The sequence below is a fragment of the Agrobacterium sp. GD03872 genome (assembly GCF_029840625.1).
Taxonomy (GTDB): Bacteria; Pseudomonadota; Alphaproteobacteria; order Rhizobiales; family Rhizobiaceae; genus Agrobacterium; species Agrobacterium fabrum_A.
Genome location: NZ_JAOCCY010000002.1, coordinates 687,666 through 705,483, shown reverse-complemented (window position 1 = coordinate 705,483; position 17,818 = coordinate 687,666). Strand labels below are relative to the sequence as shown.

Below are 17,818 nucleotides of genomic sequence, written 5' to 3'. Positions count from 1 at the left end.
TGCCAATCATATGCCTCGCCGTAACAGAGACGTCATACAAGGTAAGCCATGGCACGCGACACGACCGACCAGACACCCCTCTCCTCCGTCACGGAGCTTACCGATTATCTGGCGGGCGGTTGCAAGGTTGAAGCCGATTTCCGCATCGGTACCGAACATGAAAAATTTGCCTTCTTCCGGGAAGACAACCGGCCGGTTCCCTATTTCGGCGAAGCCAGCATTTCCGCGCTTTTGAAGGGCATGCAGGAAAAGCTCGGCTGGGAGCCGATCATGGACGGCGAAAACATCATCGGGCTTGGCGAGCAGCATGGCATGGGCGCCATTTCCATCGAGCCGGGCGGCCAGTTCGAACTATCAGGCGCGCCGCTCGAAAACCTGCACCAGACCTGCAAGGAATCCAATCAGCATCTGGCGACGCTGCGCGAGGTGGCCGAGCCGATGGGCATCCGTTTCCTCGGCATCGGCGGCAGCCCGCTGTGGAGCTATGACGAGACGCCGCGCATGCCGAAATCACGCTACGCGATCATGACGCGTTATATGCCGAAGGTCGGGACCAAAGGTCTCGACATGATGTACCGCACCTGCACCATTCAGGTGAACCTCGACTTCTCCTCCGAAGCGGATATGCGCCGGAAGATGCGCGTTTCCATGAAGCTGCAATCGCTGGCGACGGCGCTGTTCGCCTCGTCACCCTTCACCGAAGGCAAGCCGAACGGGTTGCTCTCCTGGCGTGGCGATATCTGGCGCGATACGGACAATCGCCGCTCGGGCGTCCTGCCCTTCACTTTCAAGGAAGACTTCGGCTTCAAGGACTACGTCGAATGGGCGCTCGACGTGCCGATGTATTTCATCGTGCGCGACGGCAAATATCACGATTGCACCCATGTCACCTTCCGGCAATTCATGAACGGTGCGCTGAAGGGCGAAATCGCCGACTGGCAGCCGACGATGGGTGACTGGACGAACCATCTCTCCACGCTGTTCCCGGATGTGCGCCTGAAGCGCTTCCTGGAAATGCGCGGCGCGGATGGCGGCCCGTGGCGGCGCATCTGCGCCCTGCCGGCTTTCTGGGTCGGCCTTCTCTATGATGACGAGGCGCTGACCGCTGCCGATGCGCTGACTGCCGACTGGAGCTTCGATGAGGTCATCGCCCTTCGCGACGCCGTGCCGGCCAAGGGTCTCTCCGCCGAGATCGCCGGCAGGCCGCTTCTCGGTATCGCCCGCGAGGTGCTCGGCATTTCCCGCACCGGCCTGAAAAACCGCAAGCGCCTGAACGGCGAAGGCCAGGATGAGACCGTGTTCCTGTCATCGCTGGACGAGGTTCTGGCCAAGAAGACCACGCTCGCCGAAGACCTGCTCGCACTCTATAACGGCCGCTGGGGCGGTTCCGTGCTGCCGGTGTTCGAGGAATATCAATATTGAGGCCTTGCCGCCGAACTGCGCCGATGAGCTGAAGCCGGGCCATAAAAAAGCCCGGCGCGGCCGAGGGGCCTGACACCGGGCAAAGGCAGGGCTATTGGCAAATCACCCTGCGGGGAAAACCTTGCGGCTGGGAAACATTTCCGACAGCTGGAGGTCTGCCGGAAATGGGAATTTCAAAGGGTCTTGAACCGGGTTACTGCCCGCTTGCGCGCAGCGCGGGTCAAATGAGCCGTCGGATCCTCGAGCAGGCCGGTATTGAGGGCATCCCTCACATCCGACCGCGCCAGTCCGATATCGGCCAGAAGGCGGTCATCGAGCTGCGTGAGACCATTGGCCACGATACGATTATAGATGCGCTGCACGAACGTTTTGACGCGGAAAGCCAAGAGAATAGCGGCCTGACGGAACGTATCGTTCTGCCGGGTTGCGAGTTCCAGTTCCATTCTCCGTTCTGCCGTGCGCATGACACTAATCCTTTCGTAACGGCACGATGCGGCACCGCTCCCGGCGCACCACGCGCGAGAAGCTGCCTTGGGCTGAGGGCCTGACGTCGCGTCGGCCCGGGGGTTTAGATTGATTTGCTGAGTACCAAAATGCCGCAAGACTATTGATCAGTCCAACGAATGTTTCTAATGTAAGACATCAATCATTCTGATGGATGACCATCCATGTCCGCACCTCTCGACATAGACCAGCTGCACACCTTCATCGCCATCGTCGATACGGGCAGCTTCACCAAGGCCGCAGACCGCGTTTTCAAGACGCAATCCGCCGTATCCATGCAGATGCGGCGGCTGGAAGAACGCATCGGCAAACAGCTTTTCGCCAAGGACGGGCGCGGCAACCGCCTGACGACGGAGGGCGAGAAGCTGATGAACTACGCCCGCCGTATCATCCGCCTCAACAATGAGGCGATCGCCGCCTTCGACGACAACCGGCTGGAGGGCACGCTGCGCATCGGTACGCCCGATGACTATGCCGACCGCTACATGCCTGAAATCATCGGGCGCTTCGCCAAGACCCATCCCAATGTCGAGCTTTATATCGTCTGCGAACCTTCGGTCAGCCTTGCCGAAAAAATGGCGCGCGGCGAGCTGGATATTGCGCTCGTCACCCATAATCCGCGCGCGCGCTCCTCGGATGTGGTGCGCACCGAACCGCTCTGCTGGGTCGCCTCCGCCAACCATCCGCTCAAGGACGATGCTCCCGTGCCGCTCGCCGTCGGGCGGCGCGACTGCCACTGGCGCCAGCTTGCCTGTTCGGCGCTCGATGCCGATGGGCGGGATTATCAGGTTCTGTTCACAAGCTGGTCTTCCACCGTGGTCGCCGCCGCCGTGCTGGCGGGAATGGCCGTCTCGGTGCTGCCGGAATCGGCGCTGCGCACCGGCATGAAGGTTCTGACCGCTGCCGATGGTTTTCCGCCGCTGCCGCCGGTGCAGATCGGCCTGATGAAACGGCCGGGCCTTTCACCCTCGCTGGTAAACGCCATCACCGACCACATCACCGCCTGCCTCGACAATATCTCGCCGATGAGCGTTGTCGACGAGATGGACAGCGATGTGAAGACCTACCCGAAAATGCCGCGCCTGCGCGCCGGGCATATGCTGCCGGGATGGTGAGTGATGGGGACATGCCGGGGGTCTGACAGGTCCGGCCTTCCCTTCGCCCGTTTACCGCGCCCGCAGCGTCGCGACCGCCAGCAGCGTATCGCCGCTGATACCGGCTGAACCGCTGCCGTTGAACAGCATCATGATCGGATCGGTGGTGTTCTGCTGGCTGTCATACATGATGGTGAAGCGGGCGATCAGCTTCTTGACCTTGTCCGGATCCTGAAAATCCTGAATATCGAAGTACTTCTCCATCATCGTCACCTGCGTATCGACATCGGCATTGGCGAGTTCGTCCGGAATCCCGAAAGTGGTGTTGATGAAGCTCTGGATCGCGGTATCGGCGAGGATTGAGTAATAGGACGTCGTTCCGGCCGCCATGCGCTGGAAATAAAGTGCAAGGCGCACGCCGGCATTTTCTTCGCCCGCCTGCGTTTCCAGCGTCTGGGTGAGATAATTGTCGAGCGTCTCGTAAAGGCCGCGCCGCGTCTGGATCAGGCTGCGGTCCTCGTGAAGAAGTGTACCGTCGGTATTGAAGTTGAAGGCGGTGACGAGGCGGCGGAAGACCGGATCCATCTCCTTATTGACGTAGCTGTCCTTGTCATCGAGTTTCGAGGTGAAGATCTTTTCCAGCTGTTCCTTCGTCACGCTTTCCGGATCGATGCCGAGCGATTCCATCGCGAATTTCGTCAGGCGATCATTGGCCAGAAACTCGCTGAGCGTCTTGATCTTCTGCATTTCGCCCGAGAAGTATTTTGCCTCGGTCGTGGCGGCCTCCTTGTCCTTGTCGGTACCGAAAGCCGATTTCTTCTTGATGTAGTCGGCCGACATGGTTTGCAGTTCAATTTCCGACTGCGCCAGAATGGGTGAACCGACCGAGCCGTCCTTCGTGAAGTTGAAGAGTTCGGCAAGCTTCACATACCGATCGTCCTTCAGCGTATAAACGTAGCTCTTCTTGTCCTGGAGGTCGCTGGTCAGCACCCTCTGGATATCGGAGATGTTCACCTTGGCGGGATCTAGCCCGACAGCCTTCAGCGCATAGGTATAAACGGCATTGGTTCCGAGGAAATCATTGACGCTTGTGACATTGCCAATGCTGCTCTTGAACAGCGAGAGCGCCTTTGCGTCAGCTGCCTCGTCCGCATCATTGTAGTGGGTCATGTAACCACTGGTGGTCGTTGCGGTCTGTGTCGCCGTCTGCGGCGTCGTGCCGGCCGCAAGCGTGCCATCGGGCAGAAAATTGAATGCGTTTTTCAGGGCGAGATAACGCTTGTCGTTCTTGCCCATGGTGGCGATATAATTGTTCGGATCGCTGAGATCGCTGGTGAGAATGTTCTTGATCGTTGCAGGCACGATGGTCAGGTCGTTCAGATCGAAGGCCGTTCTGATGTAATTGAGAAGCCGCGCATCAGACATCAGTTCCTCTACTGTCGTGACCGAACCAATCTTCGATTCGAAGTAATCGCGGTTCAGCGTCGCGACGGTCGGCGTCACACGCGGTGCGCTGCCAATATAGGAGTCCGTAAAGGCTTTCAGATTGTCCGCCGTCTGTGCCCCGCCGGCAGTTACCGTGCCGTCATTCTTGAACTCGAAGGCGTTCGCGATCTGCGCCATCTTGTTATATTGCGTGACGGTGTTCGATAGCGTCATCTGTTCCGCCTTGATCGCGGCGAGCTTCGCTTCCCACTCATCCTTCGGCGGCAGCACGGCCTCGAGCTGGGTCAGCTGGTCCTGGCGCGTCACCTTTTCCGCCTCGAGCTTCGTGCGCTCCTCGTTTGTCAGACCCGTGCCCGCCAGTTCGGTATCGATGGCCGTAATCCGGGCGGTGACCTGCGCATGCAGTTCGATGTTACCCTTCATCGTCAGTTTTTCGACCGCGTCATTATAGGCCGCGCCGTATTTCTGGTTGATGTAGCTACTATCGGGATCGTTGATGTCACTCGTCATCAATCCCTTGATATGGGCATAGGAGTAGGTCTTCTCATCAACACCGAAGACCTGGAAAATATAGGCGCGGGCGCGGTCGTTGCGCAGAAGCTGGTCGACATTGGTCACCGTGCCGATGATCGCCTTGTAATAGCGCGTCTCTTCCGCAAGGCTATCATTCAAGTCGGTGATCGACGTGTCATAGAGGCCGATTATCTTGTCGAGCTGGGCTTCCGTCTGCACGGTTTTCGTTGACGAGGTAAAGTTGAAGGCGGCGGCGAACTCGCGATAACGCTCGTCGGTCAGCTTGTTGGCGAAGCTGTTCTGGTCGTTCAGGTCGCTGTCCAGCACCTTTTTCATGAAGGCCTTGGCATAGGTCATCTCGCCGAGACCGAAGGCATCCATGGCATAGGAATAGAGCTGGTAATTGTCGAGGAACTCATCGACGCTTTTCACATTGCCGATGTTTTCCTTGTAATATGCCGTCTGCCGCTCGATGAGCCCCTGCTGCGACACACGCGACAGGCTTGCCTTCATATCGCGGTTGATGAGGTCGTAGCTGAGATAAGTCGATACCATCCGAATGCCCCCTGGAGCGCCGCGTATCCCTTGGGACACCAAAAGCTCCGGTTTTAGATCCACCCCATCGCGCGCCCATCCGGACGCACGGCAAGCCTTGGCATGACTATGCATGACGCGCCTTGCCCGTAGCTTGAAAGAGCACAATTTCGGCCGGCATAAAAACCGCATTGTCTCGATCTGCTTTACGGAAGCGAAACCATGCCACAGTGTGTTTTGCTAACCATTTGGGAATGCAAAGTTTTCTTAACCGCGATTTTTAAGCAGTCTCGAACATGCGGCAGATATTCTCCCCGATATCAGAGGACGAAAAGTCCCGATGAGAAGACCGGAAACCGGCTCTCAGGTAAAACAAGGGTAGAATAAACATGACCAAGACCGTTCTGAAGCCCGACTGGGCCGTCGCCACTCTCAGACTCGACCCGGCACGTTTTCCTCAACAGGTCACCTATGGAAAAGGCAATGGCGCGACCGACGTCGCCGTCACTCTCGATGAACGGGGCGCCGTTCTGAGAAAGGTTCTGTCCTCTTCCGGCCTGCCTCTGTCCTTCGCCCTGCCTGCCCGCGCTTTCAAGGGTGTCGCCGCCCGCGCCATCGACCATGGCGACGGACAGGTGACTGTGACCCTGGAACTGCACCACGACGATCCGGATCTCTGCGTTCCGCTTCTCGTTGCCCACGATCTCTGCGATATCGCCGCCGACTGGCGCAGCTGGTCCGAGGCCTATCGTATTCCCATGCTGATGGTGGAAGCCGATGGCGTCGCCCGGCCGCTGGAAGAACATCTCGGCAAGGTGCGCACCCAGAACACCCGTCCGCGCCGCCGCCATTCCTATTTCGCAGAGCGTCGCCCGCGCTTCCTCGTTCGCCGCTCCACCGGTTCGCTGGGCATGAGCATGAAGATCGAGGGCAAGGAAATCATCGCCCGCAGCTGACAAGCTCAGCAAGACAAATGAAAAAGCCCGGCGCGGATGACGCGGCCGGGCTTTTTCATGTCGTGTTTTAGCGGCTTACGCCAGCAGGAGCGGCAGGATGAGGCCCGCGAAAATCAGCACGCCGACGCGGTTGTTGGATTTGAACAGCACGAGGCACTGATCGACATCGTCGATATCGAGCACCCAGACCTGCCGGAACAGCATGAGGGCCGCGGCGGCAAGGCCGCTATAGGCAATGACGTTAACACCCGCCGTCCAGAACGACAGGAACATCATGGCAAGGGCTGTGCCATAAAGGAAAACCAGCCAGCGATGTGTGTTCTCGCCAAACAGCAGGGCCGTCGAACCGATGCCCACCGCGGTGTCGTCTTCCTTGTCCTGATGGGCGTAGATTGTATCATAACCGATCGTCCAGGCGATGGAGCCGACATAAAGCAGGACAGCCGGCCAGGCGATCGATCCGAACTGCCCGGCCCAGCCCATCAGCGCCCCCCAGGAAAAGGCGAGGCCGAGGAAAAATTGCGGCCAGTTGGTAAAACGCTTGGCGAAGGGATAGATCGCCACGAAGATCAGCGAGAATATGCCTGTCACGATTGCGAAACCGTTGAACTGCAGGAGCACGACAAGCCCCGCAATCGCCTGCAGGACGATGAAGAGCTTGGCCTGCGACCGGCTCACGCGGCCGGAAGGCAGCGGTCGCGAACGGGTGCGCGCCACGGCCATGTCGATCTTGTGGTCGGCCAGATCATTATAGGTGCAGCCCGCACCGCGCATCGCCACCGAGCCGATGAAGAACAGCGCCAGATGCCAGATCAGCGTTCCCCAGGAAAAGCCACCGCTCACCACCGCGGCATTTGCCGCAAGGGCTGCGGACCAGAAACATGGCCACATCAGCAATTGCCAGCCGATGGGGCGATCCCACCGGGCCAGCTGCGCATAGGGCCAGAGGGGCCTCGGCAAAATCCGATAGACCCAGTTGTTGGATGGCGCGTCCGAAACGCGGTCTGACAAATCGCTGTGGTGAACCATGGGATGGTTCTACAGCATCGGCGGGAAAATCGGAATGGATTTCAAAGTACAAAGATGCGCGGCATTTGGCGATTTGTCCTCGGGCGACCGGCAAGCGCCTTACCTCTCCACTGTCATCCTCGGGCTTGACCCGAGGATCCGCAACCCGTTGAAATCAATAAATCCTCGGGTCAAGCCCGAGGATGACACCGAATATTTGGATAGAAAAAACCCGCAGCGTTCTGCTGCGGGTTTTCAATCTCCAAACAGCGAGTTCATCTACCTCAGGGCAGCGAGAAATTGAACTTGTAGCTTGCCTGAACACCGATGATGAACTGGTTCTTCGAACCGCGCTCACGCACCAGCGAGCTGTCGGCGGCGTCGCCCGTCAGGCGGCGATATTCCGCAAACGAACCGACTTCGGCATTTTCGGTGACTTTCCAGGTGATGGCGGCGCCGATGCCAGCCGAATGCAGGCCGCCGCCCGGGCTATAGGGCGATGGCGCGCCGGCGGCCGTCTGGGCCGCGCTCACACCGTAATAACGCTCATTGTACTTGCTGCTTACCCAGGTCGCGCGCGGACCGGCGGAAATCTGGATACCGGGGGCGATGTCGGTGAAGGCATCGACGGCGACATCGCCGACCACGCCGCTATGGCTGCGGATGCCCTGACGGACTTCGCCGCGAACGCGCAGCCAGTCGGTCGGATAGGCCTCGGCGAAGCCGCCGAGCTCGCCGCCGCGCTTGATGCGGGTCATGCCTTTCAGATCGGACGAGTCGCCCTCGTCGCGCGGGGATACCAGCTTGCCTGCGAGACCCATGCTGATCGGGCCATTGTCCAGAAGCGAAATCGAGGCACTGTCGTTGCGCGAGGTGAAACGCGCGCCCTGCCCCTGACGGCCGACCGAAATGATGGGCGAAAAGCCGAATTCATTCTTGTTGTCACCCTGATATTTCGGCGCAGTGAAACCGGCGCCACCGAGCTTCAGATACCAGTCGCCGGAAAACCAGCCTTCGGCATGGGCATTGCCGACGGTAAAAAGCGACAGGACACAGGCGGCGGCGGCCGCTGATGGCTTGAACATGAAAGAACCCCAGAAACGCAATACAGACAGGTGCCCGTAGAATTAGAGGGATTGTCTTTCCATTCCATTAACCAGGGTGGGAAGAAACGCGCCTCCTCCGGAGGGTGACGACAAGGCCTCAAACCTCACCGCCGTCATGCTCGGGCCTGTCCCGAGCATCTGCAACCGACGGACTTTAAGCAACGTGGATAGATCCTCGGGACAAGCCCGAGCATGACGCCGAGATTGCGGAGATGTTTGTCAACAATCTCCACAATTCGGTCACCCGTCACCTACGCCGTCGTCAGAACGTCACCTTCTCCAGCGGTGCGCGCGTCTTCTCGAATTCCAGCAATTTCGCCTCGTTCTGCGCAATGTAGTCGCGACTATGCGGCACGGAATCGCGGTCCTTGGCGAGCTGGATCTGGAAAATATGGAAGTTTTCGTGGGTAAAGGCCATTTCCGACCCCGCCAGATAGAACTCCCACATGCGGAAGAAACGCTCGTCATAAAGCGCCACCGCTTCGGCCTTGCGCGCCACGAAACGTTCCCGCCAGTGGCGAAGCGTGTGGGCGTAATGCATCGGCAGTATCTCGATATCCTTCACCAGCAGCCGCGATTTCTCGATCGCCGGCAGTACCTCGGCAAGCGAGGGAATATAACCGCCGGGGAAAATATATTTTTCGATGAAGGGATTGGTCGCCAGCGCCGGATAGGGCTGGCCGATGGAATGCAGCACCATCACGCCCCTGTCGTCCAGCACCTCCGCCACCTTGTCGAAATAATCGCGATAATGGGTCGGCCCGACATGTTCGAACATGCCGACGGAGACGATGCGATCATATTTTTTCGAGGCCGGCAGGTAGCGGTAGTCCTGCAATTCGAAACGGACATTTGCCGCAAGGCCGCGTTTGGCGGCGCGGTCGCGGGAAACGCGCAGCTGTTCTTCGCTGAGCGTGATGCCGGTTACGTCAGCACCGGCGCTTTCGGCAATATACATCGCCATGCCGCCCCAGCCGGAGCCGATTTCCAGCACGCTCTGGCCCGGCTCGGTCATCAGCTTGGCGGCAATGTGCCGTTTTTTCGCAACCTGCGCCTCGTAGAGGCTGATACCGGGCGGATTGAAATAGGCGCAGGAATATTGCCAGTCCTCATCGAGGAAGAGATCGAACAGCTTGGCGCTCAGATCGTAATGATGGGCGACGTTGCTCTTGTTGTGGTTGACCGGCAGATGCATCTTGATGCGGGCGGCGATGATGCGCGCCATGCCGCGCCAGATCATGCCGAAGGACAGCGCCTCGCTCAGCGTATTGCCTTTGACCAGCGCAAGGAAATCGTAAATATCGCCTTCCGCAACTTTCGCCCGGCCTTCCATATACATTTCGGCAAGCTTCAACGCAGGATCGGCGGCGATCTCCTGCATCGCAGCTTCGTCGGTGAAATTCAGAACCACCCTTTTGCCTGTACCGTTACCGTAGGTATGGCTTCCACCCGGGCCGGTTACGGTGAGATCACCGGTCTTGATTATCTTTTCGAGCAGAACATGCAGAGACGACGCCATGGCACCCCCAATTGCTAAGTCTCACTTATCAATTTCGCTGACCGTATTCCTTTCGGCACAAGTTGCAAGATAGTCTTATTTCAAAAAAATTGAACGATTTCATCAAGCAAAAAGCCCCGCCGGGGTTTCCGGCGAGGCTTTTTGGTAAAAAGTCGTTTCAACCCTAGGTCAGCGTCGCTTCATGGCTTCAGCCAGGGCGGCGGCAAGCGCACCGCCGGTTTGCGACCCTTCGTTGCGCTCTTTCGGCTTGGATGTCGCGTGCCGCATGGCGCTGGCATTGCCCTTCTCGCGCATCGGCTGCGGCGCTGCCTCGCCGCCATCCTTGCGCATGGTAAGGCCGATGCGCTTGCGCTTCACATCCACTTCCACGACACGCACCTTGACGACATCGCCCGCCTTGACGACCTCATGCGGGTCCTTCACGAAACGGTCGGCGAGTTGCGAGACATGCACCAGCCCATCCTGATGCACGCCGATATCCACGAAAGCGCCGAAGGCGGCGACGTTGGTGACGGTGCCTTCCAAAAGCATGCCCGGTTTCAGATCAGTGATCTCGTCCACACCCTCGGCGAATGTCGCGGTCTTGAAGCTCGGGCGCGGGTCGCGGCCGGGCTTTTCCAGTTCGGCGATGATGTCTTTCACGGTCGGCAGGCCGAATTGCTCGTCGATGAACTTCTTCGGATCGAGCGCCTTCAACGCGGCGCTGTCGCCCATCAGCGAGCGCAGATCGCGACCGCAGGCGGCGACGATCTTTTTCGCCACGCCATAGGCTTCCGGGTGAACCGAGGAAGCATCCAGCGGCTCCTTGCCGTTCGGAATGCGCAGGAAGCCGGCGCATTGCTCGAAGGTGCGCTGGCCGAGGCGCGGCACCTTCAGCAATTCCTTACGGCTGGCGAAGGGGCCGGTCTGGTCGCGATGGGCGACGATGGCATCGGCAATCGAGCTGCCAAGGCCGGACACCCGCGCCAGAAGCGGTGAAGAGGCGGTATTGAGATCGACGCCGACGGCATTAACCGCATCTTCCACGACAGCATCGAGCGAACGGCTGAGACGGCCCTGATCGACATCATGCTGATACTGACCGACGCCGATGGATTTCGGCTCGATCTTCACCAGTTCAGCCAGCGGATCCTGAAGGCGGCGGGCGATGGAGACGGCGCCGCGCAGCGAAACATCGAGATTGGGGAATTCGGCGGCTGCCCGTTCCGAAGCGGAATAGACCGAAGCGCCCGCCTCCGAGACGATGACCTTGGTGGGCTTTGCGCCCGAAGCCGGCATCTGTGCCAGAAGATCGGCGACCAGCTTTTCCGTCTCGCGGCTGCCGGTGCCATTGCCGATGGCGATCAGCTCGACATTGTGCTTGCGGATGAGGACGGCAAGTTCCGCCTGCGTGCCGCGCACATCGTTCTTCGGCGGGAAGGGATAAACCGTCGTGGTATCAAGCAATTTGCCGGTGCCATCCACCACAGCCACTTTGACGCCGGTGCGGATGCCCGGATCGAGACCCATGGTGGCGCGGGAACCGGCCGGTGCGGCCAGCAGCAAATCCTTGAGATTGCGGGCGAAAACATGGATCGCCTCTTCTTCGGCGCGCTCGCGCAATTCGCGCATCAGATCGAGCGAGAGCGACATGGAAAGCTTCACCCGCCAGGTCCAGCCAGCCACTTCCATCAGCCATTGGTCGGCGGGGCCGGCATTGCGGATATCGAAAGCGGCGGCGATGGTGCGCTGTGCGGGCTTGACCGATGAGGGATCGTCCGCATCGACATCTATGGTCAATGTCAGAATTTCTTCGTTCCAGCCGCGCAGCATGGCCAGCGCCCGGTGGCCCGGCACCGTCGCCCAGCGCTCGAAATGATCGAAATAGTCGGAGAATTTCTCACCCGACGCCTGCTTGCCGTCCACCACCTTGGCGCGGAAGGTGGCGTTCTGGCGCATGTAATCACGCAGGCGACCGAGCAGATCGGCATTTTCCGTCATGGTTTCCGCCGCGATGTCGCGCGCGCCCTCGAGTGCCGCCTTCACATCGGCCACCTCGCCTTGAACATAAGCTTCCGCCAGTTTCGCCGGATCGGCGGCGCGGTTCTCCCAGATGGCTTCTGCCAGCGGGCCGAGACCGCGTTCGCGGGCGATTTCGGCACGGGTGCGGCGCTTCGGCTTATAGGGCAGATAGAGGTCTTCCAGCTCCGCCTTGGTGCCCGCCTGCATGATCTTGACCATCAGCTCATCGGTCATCTTGCCCTGACCGGTGATGGACTCCACGATGGAGCCGCGGCGCGCATTGAGTTCGCGCAGATAGACGAGACGTTCCGAAAGCGTGCGAAGCTGGGTGTCGTCCAGCCCTCCCGTCACTTCCTTGCGGTAACGGGCGATGAAGGGAACGGTCGCGCCCTCGTCCAGCAGCGCCACCGCCGCCTTTACCTGATCGGGGCGGGCGTTGATTTCGGAGGCGATGAGCGAGGCGAGGCGGGCATTGTCTGCGGTCATAGGGGACTCTTGGGGGTTCTCTGAAGTCACATCTGGAGCGGCGAACATAATGTCTGATTGTGGCGTGACAACAAGAGGCGGCAACGATTCCACAGGAAAGGCAGCGTTCAAGGGAAAGACGGGCATTTGCGGCGCTTTCTCCTTGACCTTTCGCCCCCCTGCCCTTAACGCCCGTCCCACAAGGTTACTGGCGAATTTGCAGGGGTATTGACCATGAAAGTTCTGTTGATCGGTTCCGGCGGACGCGAACATGCGCTGGCGTGGAAAATCGCCCAGTCTCCCCTGCTCGATGAGCTTTATGCCGCCCCCGGCAATCCCGGCATTGCCGACCATGCGACGCTGGTAGCGCTTGATGTGGAAGACCATGCGGCCGTCATCGCCTTTGCGAAGGAAAAGGCAATCGACTTCGTCGTGGTCGGCCCGGAAGCGCCGCTGGTTGCGGGTCTGGCGGATGACCTGCGCGCCGCCGGCATTGCCACCTTCGGACCCTCGAAGGCAGCCGCCCAGCTTGAGGGCTCCAAGGGCTTCACCAAGGATCTCTGCGCGCGCTACGATATTCCGACCGGCGCTTACCAGCGTTTCAAGACCGCCGAGCCGGCCAAGGACTATGTTCGTCAACAGGGCGCGCCGATCGTCATCAAGGCGGACGGGCTTGCCGCCGGCAAGGGCGTGACCGTGGCCATGACGGAAGCGGAAGCGCTTGGCGCCATCGACGACTGTTTCGACGGCGCTTTCGGCGCGGCCGGAGCCGAAGTGGTGGTGGAGGCCTTCCTCGATGGCGAGGAAGCGAGCTTCTTCTGCCTTTCGGATGGCAAGACCGCGCTGGCGCTCGCCACCGCGCAGGATCACAAGCGTGTCGGCGATGGCGATACCGGCCCGAATACCGGCGGCATGGGTGCCTATTCCCCCGCCCCCGTGATGACACCGGCCATGGTGGAGCGCGCCATGAAGGAGATCATCGAGCCGACGATCTCGGGCATGGCCAAGGATGGCAACCCCTTCTCCGGCGTGTTCTTCGCAGGCCTGATGATTACCGCCAAGGGCCCGGAACTCATCGAATATAACGTCCGTTTCGGCGATCCCGAATGCCAGGTGCTGATGATGCGCCTCAAAAGCGATCTGCTGCCGATCCTCTACGCGACCGCCACCGGCACGCTGGACAAGGTGGAGGCGGAATGGCGCGACGACGCGGCGCTGACCGTCGTTCTCGCTTCGAAGGGTTATCCCGGCGCTTACGACAAGAACACGCCGATCGCCCATATTCCCGAGGCGAGCGAAGAGGCGAAGGTGTTCCATGCCGGAACCGCGCTGAAGGACGGCGGGCTAGTGGCGACGGGCGGACGCGTGCTGAACGTCACCGCCCTTGGAAAGACCGTCACGGAAGCGCAGGCACGCGCCTATGCGCTGGCCGACAAGGTGGAGTGGGAAAACGGCTTCTGCCGCCGCGATATCGGCTGGCAGGCCGTTGCGCGCGAGAAGGCCTGATCCTTAAAGCAGAAGGGGTCGGGAGCGACTATTTGGTTCAATTTTTACCAAGTTTGCTGACCCGATGGAAACGAAAGACCGGTAATACTTCCCGTAATATTGCATGGCGCTTCGTACCTTAATCGCGAGGCCGCGCCGTCATTTCGGGGGTTTTTCGATGCGTCGTCTTTTTCTGACAGCTGTTATCGCGCTGACCGGTGGGTCGGCGATGGCGTCTTCCATCGAATATATAAACGGCGTGCATGTGGCCAATGGCAGCTTCATTCGTCGCGATTGCGCGGGCTGCAAGCCCATGAAGGGCAAAGCCGTGGCGCAGGGTTATGCCGTTCCCTCCATTGAGCCGGGCACGCAGCACACGGAAATGCGCGAAGTCGACGGCAAGCGCACCCTGCTGCGCACAGAAGCCTGGCTTGGCGGTGCGCCCGTCACCTTCGTCAGCACCAATCCGGCATGGATGGCGGAAACCTCCAGCACCGCCATCGCGACCTATGACGACGCAGAACCCGTGGCACATCCCGCCGAGACGGTTTCGACACCGGCCGGCATCGACGTGACGACGACCACGGCAGCCGTCAAGGAAATCTCCACCGAAAACGCAGCCGAACCGGCCAGCGCCTCGGTGATCGGCGCCCCCCAGTTCCCGGATTTCAAATTGCGCGGCAATTGACCGGCCGATGACGCATTTCATGACGAAGGTCAAATAATCGCGTCATCGCTGCATTCCCGAAATGGCGCCGCAACTATGCGGGGAATATTGCTTTCATCCCCGCTTATTCTGCCTGTCGGGCCTGATAAAGCTTTCGCTAATTAAATATTTATTCAAATTTTTAGCCGCTAAGTGCGTCTATAGTGCGATGCAGCACAGGATGAGGCCACGGCGCGGACACGCGCTTTTTGGCCCTTTTATCGCGCATCATGCGCCTCTCCCTTCTCCGAAACATCGGTACCGCGCGGCGTTTTCAGGCGCGCGATCCCAAACGCTTGTGAGCGCCCATGAAGAACCTTTCCATTTCCCGTCAGTTGATCGTTCTCGTGGTGGCCCTGATGGCCGCCTTCGCCGTGGCGACGTTTTACCAGCTGAAATCCGCCACCGATGCTATCTATGAGGAACGCTACGGCATGCTGCGGACGCAGGTGCAATCGGCGATCTCCATCCTGCAATCCTTCCACGACAAGGAAAAGGCCGGAACGCTTTCGCGCGACGAGGCCATGAAACAGGCTTACGCCACCGTCAGCGCCATGCGCTTCACGCCGGACGGCTATCTGTTCGGTTACGATTACGACGTGACGATGAAGTTCCATCCCGATGCCAAGCGCGTCGGAGAAAGCTTCAAGGGCAAGCCGGACAGCAAGGGTTTCGCCTATCGCGACGAGCTGGTGCGGCTTGGTCGCAATGGCGGCGGACAGACGGATTTTTACGGTCCGAAGCCCGGCATGGAAGGCAATGACTACGCCAAGAGCTCCTATGCGCTTGCCTTCGAACCATGGCAGGTGGTGGTCGTGACCGGCGTTTATATCGACGATCTGAACGCGCAGGTGCGCGGCGAGGTGATGAAGGCGCTGTCCATCGGTGCCGCCATCTTCGTACTGGCGCTTGCCGCCGCCTTTTACGTTATCCGTGGCATTTCGAAGCCGCTCGGCGACATTCACCGTGCGCTCGGTGAAGTGGCCAATGAAAACGTCTCGCTCGCCATTCCCCATACCGGCCTGACGAACGAAGTGGGCATGATGGCGAAGGCCACCGCCTCGCTTCAGGACAAGGTGCGCGAGCGCCATGCCATGCAGCGCCGTGAGGAAGAACAGCAGCGACAGCTCAATGCGGAGCGCCAGAACAATCTCGACATGCAACGCGACGAGGCGGAATTGCAGGCGCGTGTCGTCACCACCATCGGCGAGGCGCTGGAGAAGCTGGCGGACGGCGATCTGACCGTACGTTGCGGCGATCTCGGCAACCGCTACGCGGCGTTGCGCGACAATTTCAACGAGGCCCTGATCCATCTCGACGCCGCCATGGCCAAGGTGAACTCCAAGAGCATCGACATTGGCGGCTCCAAGGAAGAAATCCGCAAGGCCTCCAACGAGCTTTCGCAGCGCACCGAACGGCAGGCTGCCAATCTGGAAGAAACCTCGGCCGCTCTCGATGAATTGACGGTTGCGGTGCGCCAGACAGCCGAAGGGGCCGCCGACGCCGCCAAGCGCGTCACCACCGTCAGCTCCGAAGCGATGCGCAGCGACCGGGTGGTGGAAGAAGCGATCACCGCGATGAGCGGTATCGAACAGTCTTCCGACCAGATTTCCAACATCATCGGCGTGATCGACGACATCGCCTTCCAGACCAACCTTCTGGCGCTGAATGCCGGTGTGGAAGCGGCGCGTGCGGGTGAGGCCGGCAAGGGCTTTGCCGTGGTGGCGCAGGAAGTGCGCGAACTGGCGCAGAAATCCGCCGCCGCCGCCAAGGAGATCAAGGACCAGATCGCCCGCTCCTCCGCCCAGGTGGAAAACGGCGTGCGCCTTGTCGGCGAGGCCGGCGATGCGCTGAAACGCATCTCGGACCAGATCAAATCCGCCAACGAGATCGTCAGCAAGATCGCCCATTCGGCGGCCGAACAGGATACGACGCTACGCTCGATCTCGTCGTCGCTCAACCAGCTCGATGTCGCCACCCAGCACAATGCGGCGATGGCGGAAGAAACCACGGCTTCGGCGGAAGCGCTGGCCGTCGACACCGAGGAACTGCTGAACCTCATCCGCGGCTTCCGCGTCTCTTCCGGCCACCAGCTTCATGGTATGGCGGAGCAGATGCGTATGGCGGGGTGACCACGAACGGTCTCTGCGATTGAAACAAAAATGCCGGGCACAGACCCGGCATTTTTATGTGCTCTCCAAAACGTTCCCTACATATTCGGCGTCGTCCTCGGGCTCGACCCGAGGACCCATGGCCAGCTTGCATTGTGGATCCTCGCCTCAAGGGCGAGGATGACAGCAGGGAGTATTTACCACCTCGGGAAGCAGGCGATGCCGTATTTGCAGCGCCTCATTTCAGCGGGTCAGCGCATCGAGACGATCGATATCGGCAGGTGAAAACACGGCAATACCGGCTTTTTCGAGCAACGCCGCCGTCACCCCATTGCCCGCGTGTTTGACGCCAGAAAACGAACCGTCATAGATTGCAACCGACCCACAGGACGGGCTGCCGTCGATCAGAAGCGCATATGTGCAGGCATTGGCCCTGGCGAAGGCCAGCGCCCTTTCCGCACCGGCAATAAATTGCGCCGTGACATCGCCACCGGTGACCTCCAGCACGCGGGCGCGGCCCTCCAGCACATCGACACCGGAGGCACCCCTCTCGATTTCCGCCGGCGGGCGTGGCACGGGCATGCCGCCCGCCATTTCCGGACAGATCGTGACTAGTCTGCCCTCCTGCCGCCAGCGGTCTATCGCCGAGTGGGAGAAGGGTTTGCCTCTGCCGTCATAACGGACCGGTTGGCCGAGGAGGCAGGCGCTGATGAGGATTTTGGGGGTCATGTCGATCAATCTAAAACGATCCCGGCAAGCGTGGAAGCCGAAAATACCCCCCTCTGCCCTGCCGGGCATCTCCCCCTCAAGGGGGGAGATCGGCAAGAGGAAGGCTCCCCGCAAAAATCGCGACATTAGAGGTGATCGAGAGGCTGCCGCGATTCGATCTCCCCCCTTGAGGGGGAGATGCCCGGCAGGGCAGAGGGGGGTGAACCAAGCACGCTGACA

At 60.1% G+C, this 17,818-nt stretch carries 14 protein-coding genes and 1 pseudogene; 8 read left to right on the top strand and 7 right to left on the bottom strand.

The window, feature by feature from the left end:
• Nucleotides 1–48: 48 nt before the first annotated feature.
• The gene (locus N5D22_RS07390) at nucleotides 49–1,422 is read left to right on the top strand and encodes a glutamate--cysteine ligase (protein ID WP_279655013.1); all 1,374 of its coding nucleotides are present in this window, start codon (nucleotides 49–51) and stop codon (nucleotides 1,420–1,422) included.
• 173 nt (nucleotides 1,423–1,595) lie between these two features.
• Here the strand turns inward: N5D22_RS07390 and N5D22_RS07385 are convergent, their stop codons facing one another.
• Nucleotides 1,596–1,886 (bottom strand): DUF1127 domain-containing protein, encoded by a 291-nt coding sequence (locus N5D22_RS07385; RefSeq protein ID WP_279655012.1) that lies wholly within the window; start codon nucleotides 1,884–1,886, stop codon nucleotides 1,596–1,598.
• 204 nt (nucleotides 1,887–2,090) lie between these two features.
• Here N5D22_RS07385 and N5D22_RS07380 point away from each other — a divergent pair, with 204 nt between their 5' ends.
• Nucleotides 2,091–3,041: a LysR substrate-binding domain-containing protein gene (locus N5D22_RS07380; protein ID WP_279655011.1), complete on the top strand. Its 951-nt coding sequence runs from the start codon at nucleotides 2,091–2,093 to the stop codon at nucleotides 3,039–3,041.
• Nucleotides 3,042–3,092: 51 nt separating this feature from the next.
• Here the strand turns inward: N5D22_RS07380 and N5D22_RS07375 are convergent, their stop codons facing one another.
• The gene (locus tag N5D22_RS07375; protein ID WP_279655010.1) at nucleotides 3,093–5,534 is read right to left on the bottom strand and encodes a DUF1217 domain-containing protein; all 2,442 of its coding nucleotides are present in this window, start codon (nucleotides 5,532–5,534) and stop codon (nucleotides 3,093–3,095) included.
• 368 nt (nucleotides 5,535–5,902) lie between these two features.
• Between N5D22_RS07375 and N5D22_RS07370 the strand changes: the two genes are divergently transcribed.
• A complete protein-coding gene (locus N5D22_RS07370; protein ID WP_003503226.1) occupies nucleotides 5,903–6,469 on the top strand; it encodes a DUF6101 family protein in 567 nt (188 codons plus the stop codon).
• A 75-nt stretch (nucleotides 6,470–6,544) separates the two neighbouring features.
• Here N5D22_RS07370 and ubiA read toward each other — a convergent pair whose 3' ends face one another.
• The gene (gene ubiA / locus N5D22_RS07365; protein ID WP_279655009.1) at nucleotides 6,545–7,498 is read right to left on the bottom strand and encodes a 4-hydroxybenzoate octaprenyltransferase; all 954 of its coding nucleotides are present in this window, start codon (nucleotides 7,496–7,498) and stop codon (nucleotides 6,545–6,547) included.
• 34 nt (nucleotides 7,499–7,532) lie between these two features.
• Between ubiA and N5D22_RS07360 the strand changes: the two genes are divergently transcribed.
• Nucleotides 7,533–7,781, top strand: coding sequence for a hypothetical protein (locus N5D22_RS07360; protein ID WP_279655008.1), 249 nt, complete (start codon nucleotides 7,533–7,535; stop codon nucleotides 7,779–7,781).
• Here N5D22_RS07360 and N5D22_RS07355 read toward each other — a convergent pair.
• From N5D22_RS07355 to N5D22_RS07345, 3 genes are all read right to left on the bottom strand, one after another.
• Nucleotides 7,762–8,562: a MipA/OmpV family protein gene (locus tag N5D22_RS07355; protein WP_279655007.1), complete on the bottom strand. Its 801-nt coding sequence runs from the start codon at nucleotides 8,560–8,562 to the stop codon at nucleotides 7,762–7,764. The two genes, N5D22_RS07360 and N5D22_RS07355, sit on opposite strands and share 20 nt — an antisense overlap.
• 283 nt (nucleotides 8,563–8,845) lie before the next feature.
• Nucleotides 8,846–10,102, bottom strand: coding sequence for a cyclopropane-fatty-acyl-phospholipid synthase (locus tag N5D22_RS07350; RefSeq protein ID WP_279655006.1), 1,257 nt, complete (start codon nucleotides 10,100–10,102; stop codon nucleotides 8,846–8,848).
• 168 nt (nucleotides 10,103–10,270) lie between these two features.
• The gene (locus N5D22_RS07345; RefSeq protein ID WP_279655005.1) at nucleotides 10,271–12,589 is read right to left on the bottom strand and encodes a Tex family protein; all 2,319 of its coding nucleotides are present in this window, start codon (nucleotides 12,587–12,589) and stop codon (nucleotides 10,271–10,273) included.
• A 213-nt stretch (nucleotides 12,590–12,802) separates the two neighbouring features.
• Between N5D22_RS07345 and purD the strand changes: the two genes are divergently transcribed.
• The 3 genes from purD to N5D22_RS07330 all read left to right on the top strand — a co-directional run bounded on the left by purD (nucleotide 12,803) and on the right by N5D22_RS07330 (nucleotide 16,891).
• The gene (gene purD / locus N5D22_RS07340; RefSeq protein WP_279655003.1) at nucleotides 12,803–14,074 is read left to right on the top strand and encodes a phosphoribosylamine--glycine ligase; all 1,272 of its coding nucleotides are present in this window, start codon (nucleotides 12,803–12,805) and stop codon (nucleotides 14,072–14,074) included.
• 157 nt (nucleotides 14,075–14,231) lie between these two features.
• Nucleotides 14,232–14,741: a plant virulence effector HPE1-like domain-containing protein gene (locus N5D22_RS07335; RefSeq protein WP_279655002.1), complete on the top strand. Its 510-nt coding sequence runs from the start codon at nucleotides 14,232–14,234 to the stop codon at nucleotides 14,739–14,741.
• 326 nt (nucleotides 14,742–15,067) lie between these two features.
• On the top strand, nucleotides 15,068–16,891 hold the full coding sequence (locus tag N5D22_RS07330; protein ID WP_279655001.1) for a methyl-accepting chemotaxis protein: 1,824 nt from the start codon (nucleotides 15,068–15,070) through the stop codon (nucleotides 16,889–16,891).
• A gap of 222 nt (nucleotides 16,892–17,113) precedes the next feature.
• On the opposite strand, the gene N5D22_RS07325 is transcribed toward N5D22_RS07330, so the two are convergent.
• Nucleotides 17,114–17,599, bottom strand: a complete 486-nt coding sequence (locus tag N5D22_RS07325; protein ID WP_279655000.1) for a DUF523 domain-containing protein — start codon at nucleotides 17,597–17,599, stop codon at nucleotides 17,114–17,116.
• 43 nt (nucleotides 17,600–17,642) lie between these two features.
• Between N5D22_RS07325 and N5D22_RS07320 the strand changes: the two are divergent.
• Nucleotides 17,643–17,809: pseudogene (locus N5D22_RS07320) on the top strand (riboflavin biosynthesis protein RibD); the annotation flags it as partial.
• Nucleotides 17,810–17,818 lie beyond the last annotated feature (9 nt).

What these genes read in the sequence shown, in the direction of transcription:
- N5D22_RS07380 (WP_279655011.1), top strand. Translation starts at nt 2,091, where the DNA reads ATGTCCGCACCTCTCGACATAGACCAGCTGCACACCTTCATCGCCATC.
- N5D22_RS07370 (WP_003503226.1), top strand. Translation starts at nt 5,903, where the DNA reads ATGACCAAGACCGTTCTGAAGCCCGACTGGGCCGTCGCCACTCTCAGA.
- ubiA (WP_279655009.1), bottom strand. Translation starts at nt 7,498, where the DNA reads ATGGTTCACCACAGCGATTTGTCAGACCGCGTTTCGGACGCGCCATCC.
- N5D22_RS07385 (WP_279655012.1), bottom strand. Translation starts at nt 1,886, where the DNA reads ATGCGCACGGCAGAACGGAGAATGGAACTGGAACTCGCAACCCGGCAG.
- N5D22_RS07330 (WP_279655001.1), top strand. Translation starts at nt 15,068, where the DNA reads ATGAAGAACCTTTCCATTTCCCGTCAGTTGATCGTTCTCGTGGTGGCC.
- N5D22_RS07350 (WP_279655006.1), bottom strand. Translation starts at nt 10,102, where the DNA reads ATGGCGTCGTCTCTGCATGTTCTGCTCGAAAAGATAATCAAGACCGGT.
- N5D22_RS07375 (WP_279655010.1), bottom strand. Translation starts at nt 5,534, where the DNA reads ATGGTATCGACTTATCTCAGCTACGACCTCATCAACCGCGATATGAAG.
- N5D22_RS07360 (WP_279655008.1), top strand. Translation starts at nt 7,533, where the DNA reads ATGGATTTCAAAGTACAAAGATGCGCGGCATTTGGCGATTTGTCCTCG.
- N5D22_RS07325 (WP_279655000.1), bottom strand. Translation starts at nt 17,599, where the DNA reads ATGACCCCCAAAATCCTCATCAGCGCCTGCCTCCTCGGCCAACCGGTC.
- N5D22_RS07355 (WP_279655007.1), bottom strand. Translation starts at nt 8,562, where the DNA reads ATGTTCAAGCCATCAGCGGCCGCCGCCGCCTGTGTCCTGTCGCTTTTT.
- N5D22_RS07335 (WP_279655002.1), top strand. Translation starts at nt 14,232, where the DNA reads ATGCGTCGTCTTTTTCTGACAGCTGTTATCGCGCTGACCGGTGGGTCG.
- N5D22_RS07390 (WP_279655013.1), top strand. Translation starts at nt 49, where the DNA reads ATGGCACGCGACACGACCGACCAGACACCCCTCTCCTCCGTCACGGAG.
- N5D22_RS07345 (WP_279655005.1), bottom strand. Translation starts at nt 12,589, where the DNA reads ATGACCGCAGACAATGCCCGCCTCGCCTCGCTCATCGCCTCCGAAATC.
- purD (WP_279655003.1), top strand. Translation starts at nt 12,803, where the DNA reads ATGAAAGTTCTGTTGATCGGTTCCGGCGGACGCGAACATGCGCTGGCG.